Origin of the sequence: Streptomyces liliiviolaceus (assembly GCF_018070025.1) — a bacterium.
GTDB lineage: Bacteria > Actinomycetota > Actinomycetes > Streptomycetales > Streptomycetaceae > Streptomyces > Streptomyces liliiviolaceus.
On sequence record NZ_JAGPYQ010000002.1, the window covers coordinates 1893693 to 1917977 of the forward strand.

Sequence of the window (24285 nt, forward strand, 5' to 3'; positions counted from 1 at the left end):
CCTTAGCTCTGGTTGTCCGTCCTGGCCCGCGAGGGTGCCGCGGCGGACGGGGACGGTGTGCGCCGGTGCCGCACGAGGAGGTAGATGGCCGCGGCGAAGAACGCGGCGTCGAGCACGAGGATCTGCGGCACGCTGCTGACGAGGATGACGACCAGGCAGACCAGCATGAGCAGTTGGCCGTAGAGCGCGGCGACGACCAGGTACCGGTCGAGGATCAGGAAGACCCCGCTGACGATCATCGCCGCCGCGACGAACACGGTGACGGCGGTGGGGTGTTCGGCGAGCCGGTCGGTGAAGGGACCGAGGACGGCGACACCGTCGTTGCCGTCCGCGGCGCCGTCGAGGCGCTCCTCGACCGACTCGATCTCCGGGAAGAACTTGCCGATGCCGGCGATGACGTAGAGGACGCCCACTATGCGCTGGAGGATCAGGTCTCGTTTGGTCACCCGATGGAGTCTTCCGGTGTCGTGGCCTGGCGGCCGGGGCTTTTTCGGACGAGATCCACTGATGGTGCGATCCGGTGTTCGTGGGTACGCCGGATCAGGCGGCCGTGATCACCAGGACCGCGTTCTGACCGCCGAAGCCGAACGAGTTGCTCACCGCGACCTCCACCTTCCGTTCCCGGGGCGATCCGGCGACGATGTCCAACTCGACCTCGGGGTCCTGCCGTTCGAGGTTGGCGGTCGGCGGGATGGTGCCGTTCTCGACGGTCAGTACGGTCAGCGCGGCCTCGATCGCGCCGGCGGCTCCCAGGGTGTGGCCGGTCACCCCCTTGGTGGAGGTGACCGCAGGGCGTTCGCCGAGGAGCCCTCTCAGCACCCTGGCCTCCGCCGCGTCGTTGAGCGGTGTGGAGGTGCCGTGGGCGTTGACGTGGTCGACCTCCTCGGGTGTGACGCCCGCTCCCGACAGGGCCGTGCGCAACGCCCGCAGAACCCCCGCGCCCTCGGGGTCGGGGGCGGTCATGTGGTAGGCGTCGGCGGAGGCCCCGTACCCGGCGATCCGTGCCCGGACCGTCGCCCGGCGTGCCCGGGCGTCCGCCTCGCGTTCGAGGACGAGCATGCCGCTGCCCTCGCCGATGACGAAACCGTCGCGGTCCGCGTCGAAGGGGCGGGACGCGGCGGACGGTGCGTCGAGCCTCCGGGACAGTGCGCCCATCTGCGCGAATCCCGTCACCATCAGGGGACTGACCCCGGCCTCGGCGCCGCCCGTGACGACCACGTCGCAGCTTCCGTCGCGCAGCAGGTGCAGGGCCGTGCCGATCGCCGTGGCACCGGAGGCGCAGGCAGTCGCCGTGACCAGGTTCGGACCCTTGGCGTGCAGGTCCATCGCCAGGTGTCCGGCGGCCATGTTGGGCACGAGCATCGGGATCAGCAGGGCAGAGACCGCCTCCGGGCCCTTCTCCAGCATTCTCCGGTGCTGGGTCTCCCAGGTCGCCACTCCCCCGAGGCCGCAGCCGACGACGACACCGACGCGGACGCCGTCCCAGGTACGGGGGTCGAGCCCGGCGTCGGCGACCGCCTCACGGGCCGCGGTGATGCAGAGCTGGCTGAAGCGGTCGTGCGCGAGGGAGCTGCGCCGGCCCACGTGCTCGCGGGCGGAGAAGCCGGGCACGGTGCAGGAGATGTCCACGGGAAGTCCGGCCAGCGAGGGGTTCCTGGCCGCCGGGGAGCGGCCCGCGCACACACCCTTCCAGGTGTCGTCCGCGCCGATGCCGGCCGAGGTGACCAGTCCGACGCCCGTGACCGCGATGGGCGGTGAAGGCGACCCGGTGGTGGTCATGCCGGGCCCTCGTCGGGGGAAGCGGCGTCGTCATCGACGACCAGCCTGCCGTACCTCACGCTCATGCGTCCCTCTCGCCCTCGCGTCCCTGTCGCCCTTGTGTCCTTCGCGCCGTTGCGATGCGCCCTGCCTTTCCGGCGCTCGCAAGGAGCCGCCGCGGCATTTCGCCACCGAGTGTGGGCGCCCGGGCTGACCGCCCGCTGACCGATGACTGACCGCGCGCTGACGGACCGGCACCCATCGGCACAGGGGTGCTGTGTCAGTCATCGGTCAGTGCCTCGTCAGCGATCGGTCAGCCCCTCCGACCAGACTCGGCCCGGACATCGCCCATGACCGCCCGGAACACCTGACCGTCCGCACCGCACGACCGTCCGCACCACATGGATCTCCGGAGCACACGGCCGTCCGGAAGACGAGGAGCACTCGCGTGGTTGCACGTCTTCGCGACCGACCGACACCTCGGTACGTCACCGGTGACCGCCGCGGTCGGCCGAGCCGGGACGGTGTCAGGTGAGCCGGGCCGCCGTGCTGACGGGGGTCGGCAGCTGCCTGCCGCCCAGAGCCGTCCCGAACGACGAACTCGCCGCCGGGCTGGACAGTTCCGAGGAATGGATCCGCTCACGCACAGGCATCGAGCAGCGGTACTTCGCGGAGCAGGGCACGGCGACCTCCGATCTGGCCGTCGGGGCGGGCGAGAGAGCCCTGAAGAGCGCGGGCGTCTCCACCGTGGACACGGTGCTCGTCGCGACGACCACCCCGGACCGCCCCTGTCCGGCGACCGCCCCCGTGGTGGCCGCCCGGCTCGGTATGAGGGGAACGGCCGCCTACGACGTGTCCGCCGTCTGCACCGGATTCGTGTACGGGCTCGCGACCGCGGCGGGGCTGATCTCCGCGGGCGTCGCGGACCGCGTGCTGGTGATCGGCGCGGAGACGTTCTCCACCCTGCTCGATCCCGAGGACCGGTCCACGGCTGTGATCTTCGGGGACGGCGCCGGAGCGGTCGTCCTGCGTTCGGGCGATGCGGCGGAGCCCGGCGCGCTCGGCCCGTTCGACCTGGGCAGCGACGGCGACGGCGAGGACCTGATCACCGTGCCCGCGGGCGGCTCACGCCAGCGCCTGTCCGGGCTGCCGCCGGCGGCCGGCGAACGGTACTTCGCCATGTCGGGCAAGGAGGTCTTCCGGCACGCGGTGCTGCGGATGACCGGGTCGGCCCGCACGGTCCTCGCCCGGGCGGGCTGGCGGGCGCGGGACGTCGACCATCTGGTGAGCCACCAGGCGAACCTCCGGATCACCAATCATGTCGCCGACGACCTCGGGATTCCCCGCAACCGCTGCGTCAGCAACATCGCCGAGGTCGGCAACACCGCGGCGGCCTCCATCCCCCTCGCCCTCGACCAGGCGCACACCGAAGGTGCGTTGCGGCCGGGCGGGCGGATGCTGCTCACCGCGTTCGGCGGCGGGCTCACCTGGGGGTCCGCGGTACTGACCTGGCCGGACCTGGACCCGGCCCGCGCATGAGCGGCAGTACCGGCGCCGGTACCGACAGGAGCGCGAGTACGAGCACAAGAACGAGCAGGAGCGAAGGAGCAGACGGCATGAGTGTGATGTACGGCAGGCTGGTCGATCTGCTGGTCGACCGTTTCGAGGTGGACCGTGCGGAGATCGGCCCTGACACCACGTTCGAGGACCTCGACATGGACTCGTTGTTCCTCGTCGAGCTGTTGCTCGTCATCCAGTCCGACTTCGGTGTGCACGTCGACGACGACGCCGCTTCCCCCGGGGACACGGTCACGCAGGTCGCCGACCTGATCGAGCGCCTCGCCTCCGCCGAGGTCCCCACCGGGCCGTGACCAGGCCGCAGCCAGCCGCGGCCCACCGACGACCAGGCAGCCGAGCAGCCGGGGCCGGAGTCCGCCGGAAAACGAGTCGAGGACGACCATGAGCACCCAGCAGTCAATCATCAACTACATCGCCGGTGTGTGGCTCGACGGTGACGCCGAGGGCCTCGACGCGCAGGTCCCCCTCGCCGAGCTCAACATCATCGACTCGGCGGGGATCTTCGACCTCGTGCACTACATGCAGGACGACTTCCGTATCACCGTGCCCCTGCAGGAGATCTCCCCGGCGAACTTCCGCACGGTCGACACGATGGCAGCGCTGGTCGAGCGGCTGCGGCGAGAGGGGGAGACCGTCCGATGACGAACGTCACTGGGGACAGGCCGGACAGCCACGACCGGCGGACCGGGCAGGACGGGCAGGACGGCGGCGGTGTCCGGCGTCAGGTCGTCGACATCATCGCCTCACGGACGCTGTACGACGAGTCCTACCTCCTTCCCGACAGCCACTTCGAGGCGGAACTCGGTATCGACTCGGTCATCTTCGAGTCGATCCTGGCCTCGGTGAAGGAGCAGTTCTCACTGGTGGCGCCGCTGCCGTCGGGCCTCGTGACGGTCGGCGACCTCGTCCGCGCGGTCGAGCAGGCCTGCGAGGTCCCCGCTGGGGACGTTCCCCGGCCGACGGACACCGCACCGGGTGGCTCGCTCCTGGAGACGGTCGTCACCACCACCATGCGGCACACCCAGTACCAGCGCGATCAGCTGGCGCCCGGCGCCGACTTCGAGAGCGAACTGGGCATCGACTCGGTGGTCCTGGCCTCGATCGTGGCCGACGCCGCGCGTGGGCTCGGCCTTCCCCCCGACCTGGCGGGCACCGTCACCGCGACGACCCTGGACGAGTTGGTGGAGGCCCTGCGTCCGTACCACGAGGGCGCACACCGGGTGGGCCGGTCGCTCACCGAACCCGGTCGGAGTGCGGCGCGGATCCCGGACGAGCGAGCCGCCGACGAACGGGCCGCGGACGAGTCGGACCCGGCCTGGGACGGCCGCTCCATGAAGGACTTCGTGGAGGAACGCGACGGCGACCTGTTCGCCAAGACCCGCAGCTTCGGCAGGTATCTGCGGCGGCGCGAGGCCGAGCGGCTCTACTGGTACGGCATGCCGCTGCACTCCCGCTGCTCGAACCGGGCCGTCATCTTCGACGAACTGGAGGGCCGCGAACGCGAGTTCCTGATGTTCGCGTCGAACAACTACCTGGGCCTGGCCAACCACCCCAAGGTGATCGAGGCGGTCTGCGACGCCACGCACCGGTACGGGGCCACGCACACCGGCTCCCGGTTCATCGGCGGGACCAACATGCTCCACAAGGAACTGGAGCGGCGCCTCGCGGCCTTCAAGCAGCGGCCGGCCTGCATCGTCTATCCCGGTGGCTACGCGGCGAACATCGGCGCGATCTCGGCGCTGGTCAAGAGCTACGACACCGTCGTCGTCGACAAGCTCAACCATATGAGCATCGTCGACGGCGCCCGGCTCTCCGGCGCCACCCGCCGGATCTACCAGCACAACGACATGGCCGACCTGGAGCGCATCCTGAAGCGCTGCGACGAGGGGTCCGGCGGCAAACTCATCGTGGCCGACGGCGTGTTCAGCATGCACGGCGACATCTGCGACCTGCCCGAGATCGTCCGCCTGGCCAAGGACCACGGCGCCAGAGTCATGATCGACGACGCGCATTCCACGGGCGTCCTCGGCCGGCGTGGCTCGGGCACGGCCGAGCACTTCGGGCTCAAGGGCGAGGTGGACCTGGAACTCGGCACGATGAGCAAGACGCTCGCGGGCATGGGCGGGTTCGTCGTCGGCGACGAGGAGGTCGTCGAGTACCTCCGCTTCTACTCGAACTCGTACGTCTTCGCCGCGAACATTCCCGCGGGTGTCGCCGCCGGGCTCATCGCGTCCATCGACGTCATCGAGTCGGAGCCCGAACGCATCACGAAGCTGTGGCACAACATCCGGCTGCTGCGGAGCCAGTTGGCGGACGCCGGCTTCGATCTGGAGAACACCCGCAGCGCGATCCTTCCCCTGGTCATCGGCGACGAGCGCAAGGCGATGGAGATGGGCCGCGCGGTCCGGGACAGAGGGCTCTACTGCCAGACCGTGGTGTTCCCGGGCGTGCCGCTCGGTGACGCGCGGCTGCGGGTCAGCGTCACCTCGGAGCACACCCCCGAGGACCTGGAGACCGCAGCGGGCATCTTCGTCGAGGCCGGCCGCGAGGTCGGTGTCCTGCCGTCGGCGGGGTGAGGCGACGATGACGGAAACAGCCCTGACGCGGATGCCGTACGGCCGCGATCCCTCACTGGCCGACTCCGGTATCCCGTCGAACGAGTCCGACGACACCGCGCTGATCCGGTTGCCGCGGTCGCTGTCCCCCGAGCAGGCGGCCCGGCCCGCGTTCATCGGCGCACAGCCCCTCACATACGGCCAGTTGCAGGTGAACGTCACCGGTGTCGCGTCCGGCCTGCTCGGACTCGGCGCGACGCTCGGCGACCGGGTGGCCATCTGGATGGACAAGTCGCCCCGCTACGCCGAGGCGATTCTCGCGGCCCTGCGGGCCGGTTGCGCCTATGTCCCCCTCGACGGGGGCCAGCCGCCCGCACGCGTGGAGCACATCCTCACGGACTGCGAACCCGTGGTCCTCCTCACCGACCACCGGCACCTGGAACTGCTCGCGGGTCGTGAACTGCCTTCCTCCGTACGGGCGATCGTGGTGGCCGACTTCGCCGCTGAGGAAGTGAACGGGGCCACGTCGAGGCCGACGGCACCTGTCCGGCCGTGGGCCGACTTCGCCGCGACGGCAACAGGCGAGGCGGCTCATGTCGAGTCACTCCCCACCCCGGACCGCGACGACCTCGCGGCGATCCTCTACACCTCCGGCTCGACCGGCACGCCGAAAGGGGTGCGGATCACCTACCGGAACCTGGCGAACTTCATCCGCTGGGCCCGTACCGAACTGGCCGTGGGACCGGACGACGTGTTCGCCAACCACGCCTCCTTCAACTTCGACCTGTCGACCTTCGACCTCTTCACCGCGCTGTCGGTGGGCGCCGGGGTCTGGATCGTCGCCGACGACCAGGCACGCGACGTCGCGGCGCTGGCCAGGGGGATACGCGAGCACGGCGTGACGGTGTGGTACTCCGTCCCCTCCGTGCTGAACCTCCTGACCCGCTCGGGAGCGCTCACCCCGGACACGGTACGCACCCTGCGGTACGTCCTCTTCGCGGGCGAGGTGTACCCGATCGGCCAGTTGCGCTCGCTCGCGGCCCGGCTGGCCGAGGAGACGACGCTCTACAACCTGTACGGGCCGACCGAGACCAACGTCTGCACCTACCACCGGGTCCGCGCGGAGGACCTGGCCCGGGACGAGCCCGTACCGATCGGCACCCCGGTACCCGGCGCCCGTGTGTCCGTCGTGGACGAGGACGGACACACCCTGCACGGACCCGATGCGTTCGGCGAGCTGATCGTGGAAGGTGACTGTGTCACGCCCGGCTACTGGCGACGGGAGTCGCACACGGCCGACGCCGGAGACGCTGCCGCCCGAAACACTGCTGCCCTAGAAACCGCTGCCGGACACGGGAAGGGCCGTCACGCCACCGGCGACCTGGTGAGCTACCAGGGAGCCGGCCTCGTCTACCGCGGACGCCGGGACCGGATGGTCAAACTCAGCGGTTACCGCGTGGAGTTGGGCGAGATCGAGGCCGCGGTGCTCAAGCACCCGGCCGTCGCGTCCGCCGCCGTCGTGGTCGACACACAGGGCCCGGAGCCACGGATCGCCCTCCACTACACCCTCGGTCCGGGCGCCCGCAGACCGAACCTCATCGAGATCAAGCGGCACTGCGCACAGCACCTGCCCCGCTACATGCTGCCCCAGCTGGCCACCTGCCTCGACGAACTGCCCCACAACGCCAACGGCAAGACCGACTACCACCGCCTGGGCAGCGGGACGGCCGGTCCTGTCCGGCACTCGCAGGCCGTGCCCGGCAACTGACGGAGACGCTCATGAACCAGGATCCCGACAAGACCCCCTGGCAACCCTGGCAGGGGAAAGAGCCGAAGACCGTCGCCGGGCTGCTGCGCCGCCATCTCGAACACCGTCCGGACGCGCTCGCCTACCGCTTCCTCGCCGGAACCGACACGGGAGGGACAGGAGAACCGGGCGAGACGGAACAGGGCGAGTCATGGAACTACCGTGAGCTCGACCTCCGCACCCGGGCCGTGGCCGCGCTCCTCCAACGCGAAGGCCTCACCGGCAGGCCGGTCCTGCTGCTCCACCCCCCGGGGCTCGACTACATCGCCGGCTTCCTCGGCTGCCTGTACGCCGGAGCCATCGCCGTACCCGCCTACCCGCCGGACACCCGGCGCTTCGGCCAGACCATGCCTCGTCTCGCGGCCATCGCCCGGGACTCCGGTGCCACCCACGCCCTCACGACCGCGGCCCTGTCGCGCTTCGCGGCCACGAAACGACGCGAGATGGACTCGCTCGGGCTCGCCGGTCTGCGCTGGCTGGCGCTGTCCGAGCTGGACGACGCCGGAGCCGACGACTGGCGCGAGCCGTCCGTCGGGAGCGATGCGACGGCCTTCCTCCAGTACACGTCGGGCTCGACCTCGTCCCCCAAGGGCGTCATGGTCAGCAACGGCAACCTGCTGCACAACCTCCGTTCGATCCACCGCAGGCTGGAGCACGACGCCGACTCGGGCATGGTGTCCTGGCTGCCCCCGTACCACGACATGGGTCTCATCGGCGGCATCCTCACGCCCCTGTACGGCGGGTTTCCCGCTCACCTGATGGCCGCGATGTCCTTCGTGCGGCAGCCGCTGCTGTGGCTGGAGACGCTGTCGCGGACCGGGGCGTCCACCAGCGTGGCCCCCAACTTCGGCTTCGAGCACTGCGTGCGCCGGATCACGGACGAGCAGCGGGACGGCCTGGACCTGAGCCACTGGAGGCTGGCGCTGAACGGGGCCGAGCCGGTACGCGCCGACACCCTCGACCTGTTCACCGAGCGGTTCGCGCCCTGCGGTTTCGAACGCCGTGCCCTGCTGCCCTGCTACGGCCTCGCGGAGGCGACGCTGATGGTGACGGGGGTCGGCGCGCACGAACCGCCGCCGGTCGGCGCGTTCGCGTCCGCCGCGCTGGGCACGGGGGTCGCCGAGTCCGCGCGGGGCGAGCGGGCGGTCCGGCTGGTCGGCTGCGGCCCCGCAGTCGACGGGGTGGACGTAGCGATCGTCGATCCCGGTACCCGACGGCGGATCGACTCCGAGGGGCACGTCGGTGAGATCTGGATCGCGGGCGGGAGCGTGGCGCACGGCTACTGGGGCCGCCCCGAGACCAGCGAGGCCACCTTCCGGGCCCGTATCGAGGGCGAGGGGCCGACGCCCTTCCTGCGCAGCGGCGATCTCGGCTTCCTGAAGGACGGCCACCTCCATGTCGTCGGCCGTATCAAGGACGTCGTCATCGTGCAGGGCCGCAACCACTACCCGCAGGACGTCGAACTCACCGTCGAGCGGGCCGACGAGGCGGTCCGGGCGGGGTCGGGCGCGGCCTTCTCGGTCGAGGTCGACGGCGCCGAGGAACTCGTCGTCGTGCACGAGGTGGAGAGCAGGCGCCTCGACGGGGCGCAGGCGCTCCTGGCGAAGCTGCGCACGGCCATCGCCGAGGAGCACGACGTGGCACCCCACGCCGTCGTCCTCCTCAAGAGGTCGACGGTCCACAGGACGACCAGCGGAAAGATCCAACGACAGGCGTGCAGGCGGGACTTCCTCGGACTCGGGCTCACCGTGGTGGCGGCCAGCGTCACGCGGGACCCTGAGACACCTCTCCCCGCCGGGGACCTCGCCGGCCTGTCCGTCGCCGCGCGCCGGCAGCGGGTGGTCGACGCGGTCACCGAGATCCTGACGGGTGTCCCGGCCACGGCCGACGCGCCGGACGTGACCGGCTGGACGTTCCGCGAACTCGACCTGGACTACCCGGCGCTCCTCGTCGCCGTACGCGCCCTGGAGGAGCGGCTCGGCACCAGGATTCCCGTGGGCGCGCTGCTGACACGTCCGAGGGTCGACACCCTGATCGGCCTGTTCCTCGGCGAGGACCCCGGTCGTGAGTCGCTCTCCGGGGACCGGGCGGCCGATCCGTGGGACGCGGACGCCGTCGAGGCCTGGCTGGTCGGGGAGGTGGCGACGCGCCTCGGCCTGTCCGCCGCCTCGGTCGACGTCACCAGGCCCCTGGCCTCGTTGGGCCTGGACTCGAAGCAGGCCGTGGCGATCCTCGCGGAACTCGGCGCGCGGACGGGGCGCGCGATGAGCACGGGCACCGCTTTCGAGCACCCGACCATCCGGGCCGTCGCAACCCACGTCGGTGCAACCCACGTCGGTGCCGCCGGGCGCGCGACGGGCACGGCGGGCACAACAGGCACTACGGCGGCGCCACCGCCACCCAGATCGCAGCCGTTGCGGCGACCGGCACGGCAGCAGGACACCGGGTACGAGCCCGTCGCCGTCATCGGCATGGGGTGCCGTTTCCCGGGGGCCCCGGACCCGGACAGCTACTGGCGGCTCCTGGTGGACGGGCGCGACGCGATCACCGGGGTACCGGGCGGCCGGTGGGCCGCCGAGCAGGTGGACGCGCCCGCGTTCGGCGGGTTCGTCGATCGCGTGGACGAGTTCGACGCCCGCTTCTTCGGCCTGTCGGCGCGGGAGGCGGCGCGGATGGACCCCCAGCAGCGGCTGCTCCTGGAGACGGCCTGGCAGACCGTGGAGGACGCGGGCCTCGACCCGACCGGCCTGGCGGGCAGCGCGACCGGGGTGTTCGTCGGCATCAGCAGCCATGACTACTCCGCGCTGCAGATGAGCCGGCTGGAGACGATCGACGTCCACGCGGCCACCGGCAACGCGCACTCCATCGCCGCGAACCGGCTGTCGTACACGCTCGATCTGCGCGGGCCGAGTCTCGCCGTGGACACCGCGTGCTCGTCGTCGCTGCTGGCGGTGCACCTCGCCTGCGAGAGCATGCGGCGCGGCGAGTGCGACACGGCTCTGGCCGGCGGGGTCAACCTGCTGCTCTCGCCGGGCCTCTCGGTGGCGTTCGCCCAGGGCAACATGCTCTCCCCGGACGGACGGTGCCGTACGTTCGACGACTCGGCGAACGGCTACGTACGCGGGGAGGGCGTGGGCCTGGTCCTCCTCAAGCCGCTCTCCGCGGCGCTCGCGGACGGCGACCCGGTCCACGCCGTGATCCGCGGGTCGGCCACCGCCCACGGCGGCAGGAGCAACGGCCTGACGGCGCCGAGGGGTTCGGCCCAGCGGTCCGTGATCGAACGGGCCCTGGCCCAGGCGGGTCTGAGCGGTCCGGACATCGACTACGTGGAGGCGCACGGCACCGGCACCTCGCTCGGCGACCCCGTCGAATGGGAAGGTCTCGCCGCCGCCTACGGCCGGGGCAGGCCCGAGGGCAGCCGCTGTCTGGTGGGGTCGGTCAAGACCAACATCGGCCACCTGGAGTCGGCGGCGGGCATCGCCGGGCTCATCAAGGCCGCCCTCGTCGTACGGCACCGCCAGGTTCCGCCGACACTCCATCTGCGTACCCCGAACCGCCGTCTCGCCTGGGACGACGCCGGGCTCGACGTGCCGACCCGGCTCACCGGCCTGCCGGACACCGGCAGCGTACGGGCAGGGGTCAGTTCGTTCGGGTTCGGCGGGGCGAACGCGCACGTGGTGCTCGAATCGGCTCCCGATCCCGACCCGATCGACGCGGTGGCTCCGAAGCGGCCCACCCACGCCCTGTGTCTGTCGGCGCACACACCGACGGCTCTCACCACGCTGGCGCAGCGCTGGCGCACCCATCTGGCCGCCCACCCCGACGCGGAACTCGCGGACCTGTGCCACACGGCCAACACCGGCCGGGCCCGGCTCGCCTTCCGGGCGGTCGTCACCGGCGGTTCCCAGGAGGCGTTCGACACCGCGCTCGACGCCCTGGCCCGCGGCGGACCGTCCACCGCCGTGGTGCGCGGCCGGTCCCGGCCGGGACCGGCGCCGAAGGTCGCGTTCCTCTTCAGCGGCCAGGGCACGCAGTACACCGGCATGGGCAAGGGTCTGTACGACACGCACGGCGGGTTCGCCCGCACCCTGGAACGCGCCGACCGCGTCCTGCGCCCGCACCTCGGCGTCCCGCTGACGGAACTGCTGTTCGGGGAGGGGAGCGCCGACCGGCTGGCGAGCACCCGGTACTGCCAGGCCGCGCTGGTGGCGCTGGAGGTCGCGCTCGCCGAGCTGTGGATCTCGCTGGGTGTGCGGCCCACCGCTCTGCTCGGACACAGCATCGGCGCGTACGGTGCCGCCTGTGTCGCCGGGGTGATGTCCCTGGAGGACGCCCTGACACTGGCCGTGGTGCGGGGCAGGCACATGGCCGACCAGCCCGGCGAGGGCGCGATGATCGCCTGCGCCGGGGACGCGGAGACGATCCGCGCCGAGGCCGCCGCCGAGGACTCCGTCGCGGTCGCCGCCGTCAACGCCCCCGGGCAGCTGGTGCTGTCCGGACCCCGCACGGAGATCGACCGGGTACGGGAGCGGCTGGAGAGCCGGTCCGTCGTCGTCAGGCCTCTCACGGTGTCCCACGCCTTCCACTCCCCGCTGATGGCCGGTGCGGCCGAGCCGCTGCGCTCCGCGGCGGACGGTGTCGCCTTCCGGCGGCCGGAGATCCCCTGGGTCTTCGACGCCACGGGCGACCTGGTCACCGGGCAGGTCGGGGCCGACGACTGGGCGCGGCACATGCTGGGTCCGGTGCGTTTCGCCGACGGCTTCGCGACCCTGCGCGGCCTCGGCTGCGACGCCTTCGTGGAGATCGGCCCGCATCCGACCCTGCTCAACATGGCACGCACCATGACGACCCGGGACGACGAGGAGTCGGTGTTGTGGCTGCCCTCGCTGCGCCGCGCACGCGGCGGCCCGGCGGGCGACGGTGACTGGCAGACGCTTCTCCAGTCGCTCGGCCGGCTGCACTGCGCGGGCGGGCCGGTGGACTGGGCCGCGCTGGACGAGGGCGCGCGCAGGCCGCGGATCCCGGTACCGCACGCGGTGCTCGAAGGGCGGCCGTACTGGTTCTCGGCGCAATCGCCGACGACGGGCGGTGGGGCGCGGGACGGTGTCACGGATCCCGGTCCGGCCTCCGCTGTCGCCGCGCCCCCGGTCACAACCACTCCTCCGGCTCCTGCCGCCCCGGCCCCTCCGGCCACCGGCAACGTCCGCAGCGAGGTGGTCGACCAGGTGGCCCGTGCCTGCGCCTTCCCGCCCGAGCAGATCCCCCTGGACGCACGCCTGGGCGCGGACCTCGGTTTCGACTCACTGATGCGCACCGAGCTCGAACGCGCCCTCGCCCGCCGCTTCCCCGAGCAGCTGGCCACGTACCGGGAATCGGTGCCCGAGGACCCGACCGTCGGCCAGCTCGTGGCGCTGCTGGACACCGGTGACCGGCCGCCGGTCCACGGGAACGGCACTCCCCCGGCCGCCGTCGACGGTCCCCCGGTGAAGCAGGAGCGCGCGTTCGAGGAGTGGGCCGAGTACGCGGAACTGCAGGGCCGCCTCCGCCAGACGACGGCGAGCGGCTCCAACCCGTACGGCCGGATCCACGAGGGCCACAACTCCGGCCGTGTCTCCATCGAGGGTCGCCCGGTCGTCAACTTCTCCTCCTTCAACTACCTCGCGCTGTCGCACCACCCGCGGGTGCGCAGGGCGGCGCAGGAGGCCGTCGACCGGTACGGCACCTCCAGTTCGGCCACGCCCCTGCTGTTCGGCGAGACGCCGCTGCACCACGAACTCGACGCGGAGATCGCCTCGTTCCTCGGTACGGAGGCCGCGATCGTCTTCGCCGGTGGCCACGCCACGAACGTGGCGACCATCGGGCACCTCTTCGGGCCCGAGGACCTGGTGCTGCACGACGAGTGGATCCACGACAGCGCGCTGCGGGGCTGCATGCTCTCGGGTGCGCGGCGCCGGCCCTTCCCGCACAACGACTGGCGCGCGCTTGACTCACTGCTGGGCACACTGCGCCTGCAGCACCGGCGGGCCCTGGTGCTCATCGAGGGCGCGTACAGCCAGGACGGCGACCTCCCCGACCTGCGCAGGTTCATCGACGTGAAGAAGCGCCACGGCGCGATGCTGATGATCGACGAAGCCCACTCGATCGGTGTCCTCGGGCGCACGGGCCGGGGCATCGGCGAGTACTTCGGCGTCGACCGGCGTGACGTCGACCTGTGGATGGGCACGCTGAGCAAGGCGCTCGGCAGCCTCGGCGGGTACATCGCGGCCCGCGAACCGATCGTCGAGTACCTCCGGTTCACCGCGCCGCTGCACATCTTCAGCACCGGTATCTCACCCGCGAACACGGCCGCCGCCCTGGAGGCGATCCGGGTCCTCCGGGACGAGCCACAGCGCGTGGCCCGGGTGCGGCGGCTCGCCGAGCACTTCCGCGACTCGGCCCGTGCGCGCGGCTTCGACATCGGTGTGTCCCGCGCCTCGGCGGTGATCCCGGTCGTCATCGGCGACTGGGAGAAGACGATGGCACTCTCCAACTCCCTGCTGGAGCGCGGCGTGAACGTGATGCCGATCGGCTATCCGGCCGTCGCACGCGACGAGTGCCGGCTGCGTTTCTTCGTCAACGCGGACCACACCGAAGAAGACCTGGAACACTCCCTCGACCTCCTGGGACGAGCCATGGCGGAACACACCCACGCAACCCCATCCCCCTCCCCCGGCCCCGCGGAGCACCCGACCGCGACCTCACGCCCGACCGCTCCCGCTCCCGCCGCTCACCCTGGCCCGTCGGGCGACTCCGTCGCGGACGTCCTGGTCACCGGCGCGAGCGGGTTCATCGGCGGGCATCTGACGCGCCGGCTGACCGAACACGGCCACCGCGTACGGGTGTTGGTGCGCGAGGGCAGTGACCGTTCCGCCTTCGCGGGTCTGGACGTCGAGGTGGCGACCGGTGATCTGAGCGACCCGGAGAGCCTGCGCCGCGCCGCGTCCGGCGTCCGGCACGTCTACAACTGTGCGGGCCTGTCGGCCGACTGGGGCCCGTGGGAGGAGTTCAGGCGGATCAACGTCGACGGCAGCCGCAACCTCGTCGAGGCCGCCCACCAAGCGGGAACCGTGGAGCGTCTCCTCCACCTCAGCACCACCGACGTGTACGGCTATCCGGTCACCCCCTGCGACGAGAGCGCGGAACCCAGGGACATCGGACTGCCGTACAACCGCAGCAAGGTGCTGGGCGAGCGAGCCGTGCGGCAGGCCGCCGAGCGGACCGGGCTGCCGGTCACCGTCGTACGGCCGGTGTCGGTCTACGGGCCGCGCAGCAAGGACTTCGTGATCGAGATAGCGACGCTGCTGCTGAGCCGCCAGATGGTCTACGTCCGCGGCGGCGCCGTACCGGCGGGGCTCGTCTACGTGGGCAACCTCGTCGACGGAATGATCGCGGCGTGCGCGTCGGACACGGCGATCGGCAAGGCGTACAACATGCGGGACCCCGATCCGACGACCTGGCGGGAGTACGTGGAGGCGCTGGCTCGCGGTCTGGGCGTGAAGCCCCCCGCGTTCAGTCTGCCGACCCCGGTGGCGCGGGGCGTGGCCACGGTGTCCGAGAGGGTCTACGACGCCCTGGGGATCAAGTCCCGCCCGGTGCTCACCCGCCATGCCGTCCATCTCTTCGACCGCGATCAGTCCTACGCCGTCGACCGGGCGCGCGACGACTTCGGGTTCAAGAGCGAGGTGGGCTTCGAGGAGGGCATCGAGCTGACGCTGGCCTGGCTGGACTCGCCGGAGGGCCGTGCGCTCGTCAGCCGCTGACCCCGACCGAGAGGATCCACGTGCACACGATCGAGCGGCCGGCGGCGAGGGGCCCTTCGGCTCCGCGACCACCCACTGCTGGCTGGTTCCCCGGCTTCGGCCCGAGCACGACCACAGACACAGCCACAGCCATGGGTGCCGGGGCTCGCAGCGCGCCCCTGCGTCTCGTCTGTCTGCCGTACGCGGGCGGCACACCGTCCGTCTACCGGAACTGGGCGGCGCACCTCGGTGACGATGTGCACGTCGTCCCCGTCCTCCTGCCCGGCCGGGGACTGCGTGCCAAGGAGGCGCCGTACACCGCCATGGGCGCGCTGGTCACGGACCTCACGGACGCACTGATCGAGCACGGACTCGTCGATGATTACGCCCTGTTCGGGCACAGCATGGGAGCGCTGCTCGCCTACGAGGTGGCCCGTGAGCTGCGGGACCGCGGGCTGCCCGAGCCGGCGCACCTGTTCGTGTCGGGCAGCAAGGCGCCGCACCTGTACGGCGACCGCCGCGACCACACGCTCTCCGACGCGGAGCTGCGGCAGTTGGTACGCGACCTCGGAGGCCTGGGGGCCGACGACACCATCGGCGGCTCGTACCTGGAACGGCGGCTGCCGGTGCTGCGCGCCGACCTCACCGTCTGCGAGACCTACCGCTGGGCCCCGCGCCGGCCCTTGAACTGCCCGATGACCGCGTTCTCCGCCACCCGTGACCCGATCGCGCCCGCGCATGAGATGGAGGCGTGGCGCGTCCACACCCGGGGCTCGCTCCTGCGCCACCACGTGGAGGGCGACCACTTCTTCCTCAACGGCGCGTCCAGGCCGTACCTCCTGCGCGAGATCCGTGCCGAACTCGCCCGCCACCTCGACCACCGCCGCGGCCGCCGCCCCGACCGCCCACTGTGAAGAGGGAACCCTCATGGATCTACTGAGCCTGGCCAGGACCGTCAAGGACCGGGTGGAGGCACCGATCACGGACGCGCTGGCCGTGGCGAAGGTCGTCACGGACCCGCGGACCCCGCTGCTGCTGGCGCTCTCCACGGTGGTGGTGACGCCCCTGTACCGGGCGGCCTTCCTGGCGTCCGCCTCGGGCTCGGGTGTGCTCCAGTGCCTGGCGGTCCGGCCCTGCGACCTGGACAGCCTGGTCGAGTATCTGGAGGTGCCGCAGGACCGGGAGCGGCTGCGCGCGTGGCTCGACACCGGTGTCCGTCTCGGTGAACTCGATGTACGCGAGGGGTGTTACCGCCTCCGCAGCACGCCGGCCAAGCTCCTGGCCCGCGCGGGGAACGACGCGGTGGCCGCCGCCCTCGAAGAGATCATGCGTTTCCATGTGCCCGCGCTGCTGGACGCGCCCCGGATGCTCAAGGAGGGCCGTCGTTTCTCCCTCGGCGACCAGGACGGCACGGTCATCGCCCGGTCCTCCCTGGCGCTGCAGGGCATGGTGCGGGAGGCCGTCGACCGGCACCTGGAGCGCGCCACCCCGGTCAGGCTGCTGGAGATCGGCTGCGGGACCGGGGCGTACGTCCGTCACGCCGCAGGGCTCAACCCGCGCCTGACCGCCCTCGCGGTCGACCTCCAGCCGGAGGTCGCCGCGCGGGCCGCCGCCAACATGGCCGAGTGGGGGCTGACCGACCGCGTGGAGACCCGCCAGGGTGATCTGCGCACCCTCGAACTCCAGCCCCAGTTCGATCTCGTCACCCTGCACAACAACATCTACTACTTCCCCGAGGCCGAGCGCGTCGAGGTGCTGGAGCGGGCCCGTTCCTTCCTGGCGCCGGGCGGCCGGCTGCTCCTCACCTCCTCGTGCCAGGGCGGCGGCAACGCCGGACTCGACGTGCTCAACCTCTGGTTCGAGTACGCCGACTTCGGTGGCCCGCTGCCGCGGGAGGACGAGCTGGTCGCCCAGTTGGAGAAGGCGGGGTTCACGGACGTCCGGGCCGCCGGGATCGTCCCCACACAGCCGTTCCGCGTGTTCGTCGCGACCAACGGCGCAGGCAGCGTCGACGGCAGCCACGGCACCCACGTTCAGGCCTGACGGGCCAGGAGACCTCATCATGGACACACGCACGGCAAGCACTCCGGCCCCCGCCGTCTCTCCCGCCTCACTCGTGGTCGTACTCGGTCGCACGACGGGCGTCGGCAGCGAGACACTGGGCGGCAAGGCCGCCCGGCTCGGCGAGATGATCGAGGCGGGGCTGCCCGTCCCGCCCGCGTTCTGCCTCACCACCGGACTGTTCGACCTGTTCCTGCGCGAGACGGGCCTCGGCGCGGAGATCCGGGCCGCCGAGGCGCGCGGCACGGACCCCGGGGTCATCCGTGAGCTGATCACGGCCCGGGACATACCCGAGCCCCTCACCCATGCCATCGTGGCCGCCTACGAGGAACTGGGCAGGCCCCGGGTCGCGGTCCGTTCGTCGGCCTGCCGGGAGGACTCCGCCGCCCAGTCCTTCGCGGGCCAGCACGACACCGTCCTCGATGTGTCGGGCGACCAGGACCTGCTCGACGCGGTCAAGGTCTGCTGGGCCTCCCTGTGGTCGGACCGCGCGGCCGCCTACCGCGACGGGACGGGTCCCGCGGGCTCCATCGCCGTGGTCGTGCAGGAGATGGTCCAGGCGGACGTCAGCGGGGTGCTGTTCACCGTCGACCCCGTCGGCGCACGGCCCAACCGCCTGGTCGTGGAGGCCTGTTGCGGTCTCGGCGAGGGACTGGTCTCCGGACGGGTGTCCAGTGACTTCTTCGTCGTCGACGACCGCACGCTGGAGGTCATCGAGGAACATGTGCGATACAAGGTGACCAAGTGCGCGCCCCTCACCCCCGGCCGTATCGGTATGACGAAGGTCGACGCCGCCGACCGCAACGCGCCCTGTCTGACCCGGGAGCAGCTGGGTGTGCTCGCCGGGCTCGCGGTCGAGGTCCGTGCGCACTACGGCACCGAGCAGGACATCGAGTGGGCCATGCGCGACGGAGAGCTCCACCTCCTCCAGGCCAGGCCGGTCACCACGCGTCCGCCGGACAGGGCGACGGCGGACGGGGAGCGCAGCCCGTATCTCAAGCGGCAGAGCGACCCCGTGCAGCACGGCACGCTCTGGTCGCGGATGGACATCGGCGAGATCTTCGTGGGACTGATGTCGCCGCTCGGTCTGAGCTTCGCGCAGTACTACCAGCGCCATGTGCACGGGGACTGCGCCGCCGCGCTCGGGGTGCGGGACACCGGTGACGTGGGTCTGCAGATGGGCTTCTTCCAGGGGCATGTGTACCTGAACATCTCCTACACCGCCTATCTGCTCGGGCAGTGTCTGCCCACCCGCGACCAGCGCCACTTCACCAAGCGCTTCGTCAGCGAGGAGGTCGACCTCGCCGCGTACAGGAACCCCTTCGGTACCTTTCCCGGGGGTGTGGAGGATCTGCTCTCGACGGTGCACTGGGTGCAGGCCACGGCCACCGAGATGCTGAGCATGAAGCAGCGTGCCGAGGAGATGGCCGGCTCGCGGCTCTACGAGTTCGACCGGGCCCGGCAGCTCGACCTGACGCGGATGAGCCGCCGGGAACTCGATGCCGAACTGTCCCGCTACCTGGGCTACTTCCACGACGCGCACGTCGGCTACATGCCGTACTACATCAACGCGTTCGGGTTCTACGGCATCCTCACCGAGCTGTGCGCGAGCTGGCTCGGTGCCGACGGCGACAACCTGCAGAACCGCATCAAGACCGACATGTCGAGCCTGCGGACCGTCGCGTCGGCGCAGGAGATCTGGGGTGTGGCCCAGGCCGCCAAGGCCAGGCCCCGTGTACTGAAGATCATCGACGAGGCGCCCCTCGACGAGATCGAGGAACGGCTGCGCGGCGACGCCGAGGGCCGGGCGTTCTGGGACGCGCAGGTGGAGCCGTTCCTGCGTGCCAACGGCACCCGTGGGCGCCAGGAGATGGAGCTGACCCATCCGCGCTGGATCGACGACCCGTCGTACATCTTCCAGATGATCCGCCGTTACGCCGCCGACGGGATCTCCGTGGACGACCTCATGGGGCGCAGCCGTGCCCACGCTGAGGGCGACGGCCGGGCGGCCCTGGAGAAGCTGCCGCTGGCCAAGCGGAAGGTCCTGGAGACCGTCATCTCGATGTACAGCCTGTGCAGCGAGCTCCGCGAGACCACCCGTATGTCGATGATCACCTCGATCTGGCTGGTCAGGAACGTGGTGTACGAGGTGGGCCGGCGGCTCGTCGCGGAGGGCGTCCTGCACTCCCTGGACGAGGTCGCCTTCCTCGAATTCGAGGACGTACGGGCCTATCTGGCCGGTGGGGCCACGGAACGTGAGGCGTTCTCGCGGGCCGAACTGGACGAACGGCGGCGTCTGCACGAGTACCACAACCGGCTGCCCGAGCCGCCGCTCACGTTCGTCGGCGAGCACGACATCACCCAGGCGGTGCGGCCCACGGCCGACGGGACCCGGCTGGAAGGGCTGGGCTCCAGCCCGGGGCGGATCATGGGCCGCGCGCGGATCGTGGAGGACCTGGTCTGGCAGGCGGACGAGTTCCAGCCCGGCGAGGTGCTGGTCACCCGCTACACCGACGCGTCCTGGACTCCGCTCTTCGCCATCGCCGGCGCGGTGGTCACCGACATCGGTTCGATGCTCTCCCACAGCTCGATCGTGTCGCGGGAGTTCAACGTGCCGTCCGTGGTCAACACCAAGCACGCCACGCAGCGCATCAACACGGGCGACCTGATCGTCGTCGACGGCGACACGGGTGTCGTGGAGGTCATCGAAGGCTGAACCTCCCCCGTCCGCCAGCGATCAGTGCCGCTCCCGTGAAGCGGTCACCCCCAGGAAGGCAGCGAGATGATCCCCAATCAGTGGTACCCGATCCTTCAGACCGGTGACATCGAACGCGACAAACCCACCGGTGTACGACGTATGGGCGAGGAGCTCATCCTCTGGCGCGACCTCGGCGGCACCCTCGTCTGCCAGAGCGCGCGATGCCCGCACAAGGGCGCCGACATCGCCGGGGGCCGGCTCAAGGGAAACACGGTCGAATGCCCGTACCACGGCTTCCGTTACGACGCCGAGGGCACCTGCAAGGTCGTCCCCGCACTCGGTGCGAACGCCCGGATACCCCAGTCGCTCCAGCTGAAGACCTACCCGGTGCGCGAGCAGCACGGGCTGGTGTGGCTGTGGTGGGGCGAGGCGCGGGAACAGCTCCCCGAGATCGAGCTGCCCCACGAACTGGTGGGCAATCCGCGCCCGCACGAGACGATCTCCTGGACCCGGCCGGTCCACTACACCCGGTACATCGAGAGCCTTCTTGAGTTCTACCACGTGACCTTCGTGCACCGGGATCACTGGACGAACAACATCGACTACACCTTCATGTACGGCACCGCCCGCAATCTGTGGATGGACGGCCGGGAGCGCTACCTCGCCGCGAACAAGATCGTCAACCATGAGGTCGAGGTGGACGGCACCACGATCCGCTCCACCTTCGACCAGTGCGAGGAGGCGAACCCCGCCAACAGCTCGCACTTCGACCTCATCTACCAGGCGCCGGGACTGACCCACGTCAAGACCGGTCTGCTGGAGATCACGACCTGGCTCACGCCGATCGACGACGAGAACACGCTGGCGATCATGCGCCTGTACGAGTACCCGCAGTTGCGGACCATGGTGCCCATCAAGCCACTCAGGCCCTGGGTGTTGCGCGCGTCGCTCCTGATGGAGAAGCTCGTCCAGGACCCACAGGACGTGGGCATCATGCTCCGGCAGGAGCCCAAGGTCAGTGAGCGCGGCGTGAACAAGTTCATCGCCGTGGACGAGATGAACGCCAAGTTCCTGCAGATGCGGGACCGGCTCAAGGCCGAGGCGCAGGCGGGGGCGGGGACGGAGGCCGGGGCCGAGGCGAAGGCAGCACCCACACCCACGGACACCCCGGAGACCCCTGTGGCACAGACGGCCAAGACACCTCCCACGACCAACGGCACTGGCACTGGCACTGGCACTGGCAACGGCAACGGCACTGGCAACGGTTCGAAGGGCACGCACGGCGCCCGACGCAAGCGCGCCGGGTCGGGCGACCGTGAGGACGGCCTGACGAAGGCCCGTTCCTGATGTACGGCGGGTACGACGCCTCGACCGGTCCCAAGATCCTGGTGACCACGTGCAACGCGCTGGCCGTGGCCGCGGCGGGGTGGTTCCTGTCCGGTGGCACCGACGCGGTCGACGCCGAACCGCTGCGCCGGGGGCTGCTGTTCGCCCTCTCGGCGATCTACCTGCTGCGCTTCGTCGCCACGACCTTCGTCATGCTGAAGAGGAGCATGGAGTGGTCCGAGGCCGCGACCGTGGGCGTCTGGGTCGTCGTCATCCACGGCACGATGGCGTACCTGGGCGGCACCAACTCCGCCTCCGTGGGCGTGGTCACCTGGCTCGGGATACTGCTCTATCTCGTGGGTTCGTACCTCAACACGGGCTCGGAGTACCAGCGCAAGCTGTGGAAGCGGGCGCCGGAGCACAAGGGCAAGCTCTACACCGAGGGTCTCTTCAAGTACTCCATGCACATCAACTACTTCGGTGACGTCGTGCTCTTCACCGGATTCGCCCTGGTGACGGGCAGCCTCTGGGCCCTGGTCATCCCGGTGATCATGGCGTGCATGTTCTCGTTCATGAACATCCCCATGCTCGACAAGTACCTGGCCGAGCGGTACGGGACAGCGTTCGACGAGTACGCGAAGAAGACGGCCAAGCTGGTCCCCTTCGTCTACTGACTCGGCCGTTGACCGGCAACACACCGGACGGCACACCGCACGACGCAGGAGGAGGAGCGCATGGGCGAGGCGGACGACGGACGGTCCGGGACCGCGCAGGAACGGGTGAGCCCGGCCGAGTTGTTCACGGAAGTGATCGCCCAGGGGCTGCTGACTCTCGCGCGGGGCCGCGACCTCGTCGACCGGTGTCTCACGGACGAGCAGAGCGTCGACGACTTCGGCTTCGATCCCGAACTCACCGACGAGATGATCCTCGCCCCCTTCCGGCCCCTGTACGAGAAGTACTTCCGGGTGACGGTGGAGGGACTGGAGAACGTGCCGGACGAGGGCGGCGCCCTGGTGGTGGCCAACCACTCGGGCACGCTCCCGCTGGACGCCTTGATGCTGCAGGTGGCCCTGCGCGACCGCCACCCCGCCCAGCGCGCGCTGCGCCTGCTCGCCGCGGACCTGGTGTTCGACCTGCCCGTGCTGCGCACGCTGGCCCGCCGGGCCGGGCACGCCCAGGCCCGTATGGACAACGCGTTGCGGCTGCTGGAACGCGGCGAACTGGTCGGCGTGATGCCGGAGGGCTACAAGGGCCTCGGCAAGCCCTTCGGCGAGCGGTACCGGCTGCGGCGCTTCGGCCGGGGCGGCTTCGCCTCCGCCGCTCTGCGCACGGGGACGCCGATCGTGCCGTGCGCCGTCGTGGGCGCCGAGGAGATCTACCCGATGGTCGCCGACGCCCGCCCCCTGGCCAGGCTCCTGCGGCTGCCGTACTTTCCGATCACTCCCACGTTCCCCCTGCTCGGACCGCTCGGCGCGATCCCCCTGCCGACGAAGTGGACGATCCGTTTCGGTACGCCCCTGCCGACCGCCTCCTACGCGCAGGACTCGCTGGACGACCCGATGTTCGTCCACAAGATCTCCGACGAGGTCCGGGACACCGTCCAGGACATGCTCACCAAGATGGTCGGCGAGCGCCGGTCGCTGTTCGGGTAGGCCCTGCGGGCGCGTTCAGGTGCATTCAGTCGCCGTCATGCGGGCCGTGAGCGGAAAGTACGGCGGTAGGTGTCCGGCGGTACGCCCAGCGTGTGGTTGAAGTGGCGGCGCAGTGTCGTGGCGGTCCCCATGCCGGTGGCCTCCGCGATGGCCTCGACACCGCTGTCGGTGGTCTCCAGCAACTCCTGGGCGCGGCGGATGCGTTGGGACAGCAGCCATTGGAGCGGGGTGGTGCCGGTCGCCGCCCTGAAGTGCCGGCCGAGGTGGCGCGCACTCATCCCCGCCCGGCGTGCCAGATCGTCCACGGTCAGCGGCTGGTCGAGGCGTTCGATCACCCAGGGCAGCAGCGCGGCGAGCGGGTGGTCGTCCCGGGCGGGTACGGGCGCGGCGACGAACTGGGCCTGACCGCCGGCCCGGTGGGGCGGTACGACCAGGCGGCGGGCCACCGCGTTGGCGACCGCCGAACCGTGGTCGCGGCGGACGAGATGGAGGCACAGGTCCATCGCCGCGGCCTTGCCCGCGGAGGTGAGCACGCTGCCGTTGTCCACGTAGAGCACGTCCGGGTCGACCTGTACGCGGGGGTGGCGGGCGGCGAGTACGTCGGTGTGCGCCCAGTGCGTGGTGGCGCGTCTGCCGTCCAGCAGTCCGGCGGCGGCGAGCACGAAGGCGCCCGTGCACAGGGAGGCCACCCGTGCGCCCGCCTCGTGGGCCGCGCGCACCGCGTCGACCAGGTCGCCGGGCGGGTCCTCGTCGACGTCGGCCCAGGCCGGTACGAGGACCGTGTCGGCGTGCGGCAGCCGGTCGAGCCCGTGGTCGGGCTCCAGCCGGAACCGGCCGACCCGTACGGCGGCGGACCCGCAGACCTCGACGTCGTACCAGGGGACGTCCACGCCCGCCGGGGCGCTGCCGAACACCTCGCAGGCCACCGACAGTTCGAAGTGCAGCATTCCCTCGGTGGCGACCACCGCGACAGAACCCATGTCCGTAATTGTACGCAGCATGTCGTTCCGGACACTCACGATCAGGCACCGGCGCTCGACAGGATGATCACAACGGATCCGAGCAGCGGATC

General features: G+C 71.0%; 15 protein-coding genes. 12 read left to right on the forward strand and 3 right to left on the reverse strand.

Going from position 1 to position 24285, the window contains the following annotated elements; genetic code table 11:
• Positions 1–2 precede the first annotated feature (2 nt).
• Positions 3–446 (reverse strand): DUF6041 domain-containing protein, encoded by a 444-nt coding sequence (locus J8N05_RS43685; RefSeq protein ID WP_210893195.1) that lies wholly within the window; start codon positions 444–446, stop codon positions 3–5.
• A 94-nt stretch (positions 447–540) separates the two neighbouring features.
• Entirely contained in the window at positions 541–1779 is a 1239-nt protein-coding gene (locus tag J8N05_RS43690) for a beta-ketoacyl-[acyl-carrier-protein] synthase family protein (protein ID WP_210893197.1), read from the reverse strand.
• A 510-nt stretch (positions 1780–2289) separates the two neighbouring features.
• Here J8N05_RS43690 and J8N05_RS43695 point away from each other — a divergent pair.
• The 12 genes from J8N05_RS43695 (at position 2290) to J8N05_RS43750 (ending at position 23213) form a co-directional block, all read left to right on the forward strand.
• Positions 2290–3297, forward strand: coding sequence for a beta-ketoacyl-ACP synthase III (locus J8N05_RS43695; RefSeq protein WP_210893199.1), 1008 nt, complete (start codon positions 2290–2292; stop codon positions 3295–3297).
• Positions 3298–3374: 77 nt separating this feature from the next.
• A complete protein-coding gene (locus J8N05_RS43700; protein WP_210893200.1) occupies positions 3375–3629 on the forward strand; it encodes an acyl carrier protein in 255 nt (84 codons plus the stop codon).
• An 88-nt stretch (positions 3630–3717) separates the two neighbouring features.
• The gene (locus tag J8N05_RS43705; RefSeq protein ID WP_210893202.1) at positions 3718–3978 is read left to right on the forward strand and encodes an acyl carrier protein; all 261 of its coding nucleotides are present in this window, start codon (positions 3718–3720) and stop codon (positions 3976–3978) included.
• The gene (locus tag J8N05_RS43710; RefSeq protein WP_210893204.1) at positions 3975–5912 is read left to right on the forward strand and encodes an aminotransferase class I/II-fold pyridoxal phosphate-dependent enzyme; all 1938 of its coding nucleotides are present in this window, start codon (positions 3975–3977) and stop codon (positions 5910–5912) included. The genes J8N05_RS43705 and J8N05_RS43710 overlap by 4 nt, the downstream gene beginning before the upstream one ends.
• Before the next feature lie 7 nt (positions 5913–5919).
• Positions 5920–7659, forward strand: coding sequence for an amino acid adenylation domain-containing protein (locus J8N05_RS43715; RefSeq protein WP_247706937.1), 1740 nt, complete (start codon positions 5920–5922; stop codon positions 7657–7659).
• An 11-nt stretch (positions 7660–7670) separates the two neighbouring features.
• Positions 7671–15497, forward strand: coding sequence for a type I polyketide synthase (locus tag J8N05_RS43720; RefSeq protein WP_210893206.1), 7827 nt, complete (start codon positions 7671–7673; stop codon positions 15495–15497).
• A 131-nt stretch (positions 15498–15628) separates the two neighbouring features.
• Positions 15629–16390: a thioesterase II family protein gene (locus J8N05_RS43725; RefSeq protein ID WP_210893208.1), complete on the forward strand. Its 762-nt coding sequence runs from the start codon at positions 15629–15631 to the stop codon at positions 16388–16390.
• Between the two features lie 13 nt (positions 16391–16403).
• A complete protein-coding gene (locus tag J8N05_RS43730; protein WP_210893210.1) occupies positions 16404–17519 on the forward strand; it encodes an SAM-dependent methyltransferase in 1116 nt (371 codons plus the stop codon).
• 19 nt (positions 17520–17538) lie between these two features.
• On the forward strand, positions 17539–20253 hold the full coding sequence (locus tag J8N05_RS43735; RefSeq protein WP_210893212.1) for a PEP/pyruvate-binding domain-containing protein: 2715 nt from the start codon (positions 17539–17541) through the stop codon (positions 20251–20253).
• A 66-nt stretch (positions 20254–20319) separates the two neighbouring features.
• Complete coding sequence (locus J8N05_RS43740; protein WP_210893214.1) at positions 20320–21582, forward strand: aromatic ring-hydroxylating oxygenase subunit alpha; 1263 nt, start codon at positions 20320–20322, stop codon at positions 21580–21582.
• Entirely contained in the window at positions 21582–22235 is a 654-nt protein-coding gene (locus tag J8N05_RS43745; protein WP_210893216.1) for a methyltransferase family protein, read from the forward strand. The genes J8N05_RS43740 and J8N05_RS43745 overlap by 1 nt, the downstream gene beginning before the upstream one ends.
• Positions 22236–22295: 60 nt before the next feature.
• Positions 22296–23213: a lysophospholipid acyltransferase family protein gene (locus J8N05_RS43750; RefSeq protein WP_210893218.1), complete on the forward strand. Its 918-nt coding sequence runs from the start codon at positions 22296–22298 to the stop codon at positions 23211–23213.
• Between the two features lie 35 nt (positions 23214–23248).
• Here the strand turns inward: J8N05_RS43750 and J8N05_RS43755 are convergent, their stop codons facing one another.
• Positions 23249–24193, reverse strand: coding sequence for a helix-turn-helix domain-containing protein (locus J8N05_RS43755; protein WP_210893220.1), 945 nt, complete (start codon positions 24191–24193; stop codon positions 23249–23251).
• Positions 24194–24285 lie beyond the last annotated feature (92 nt).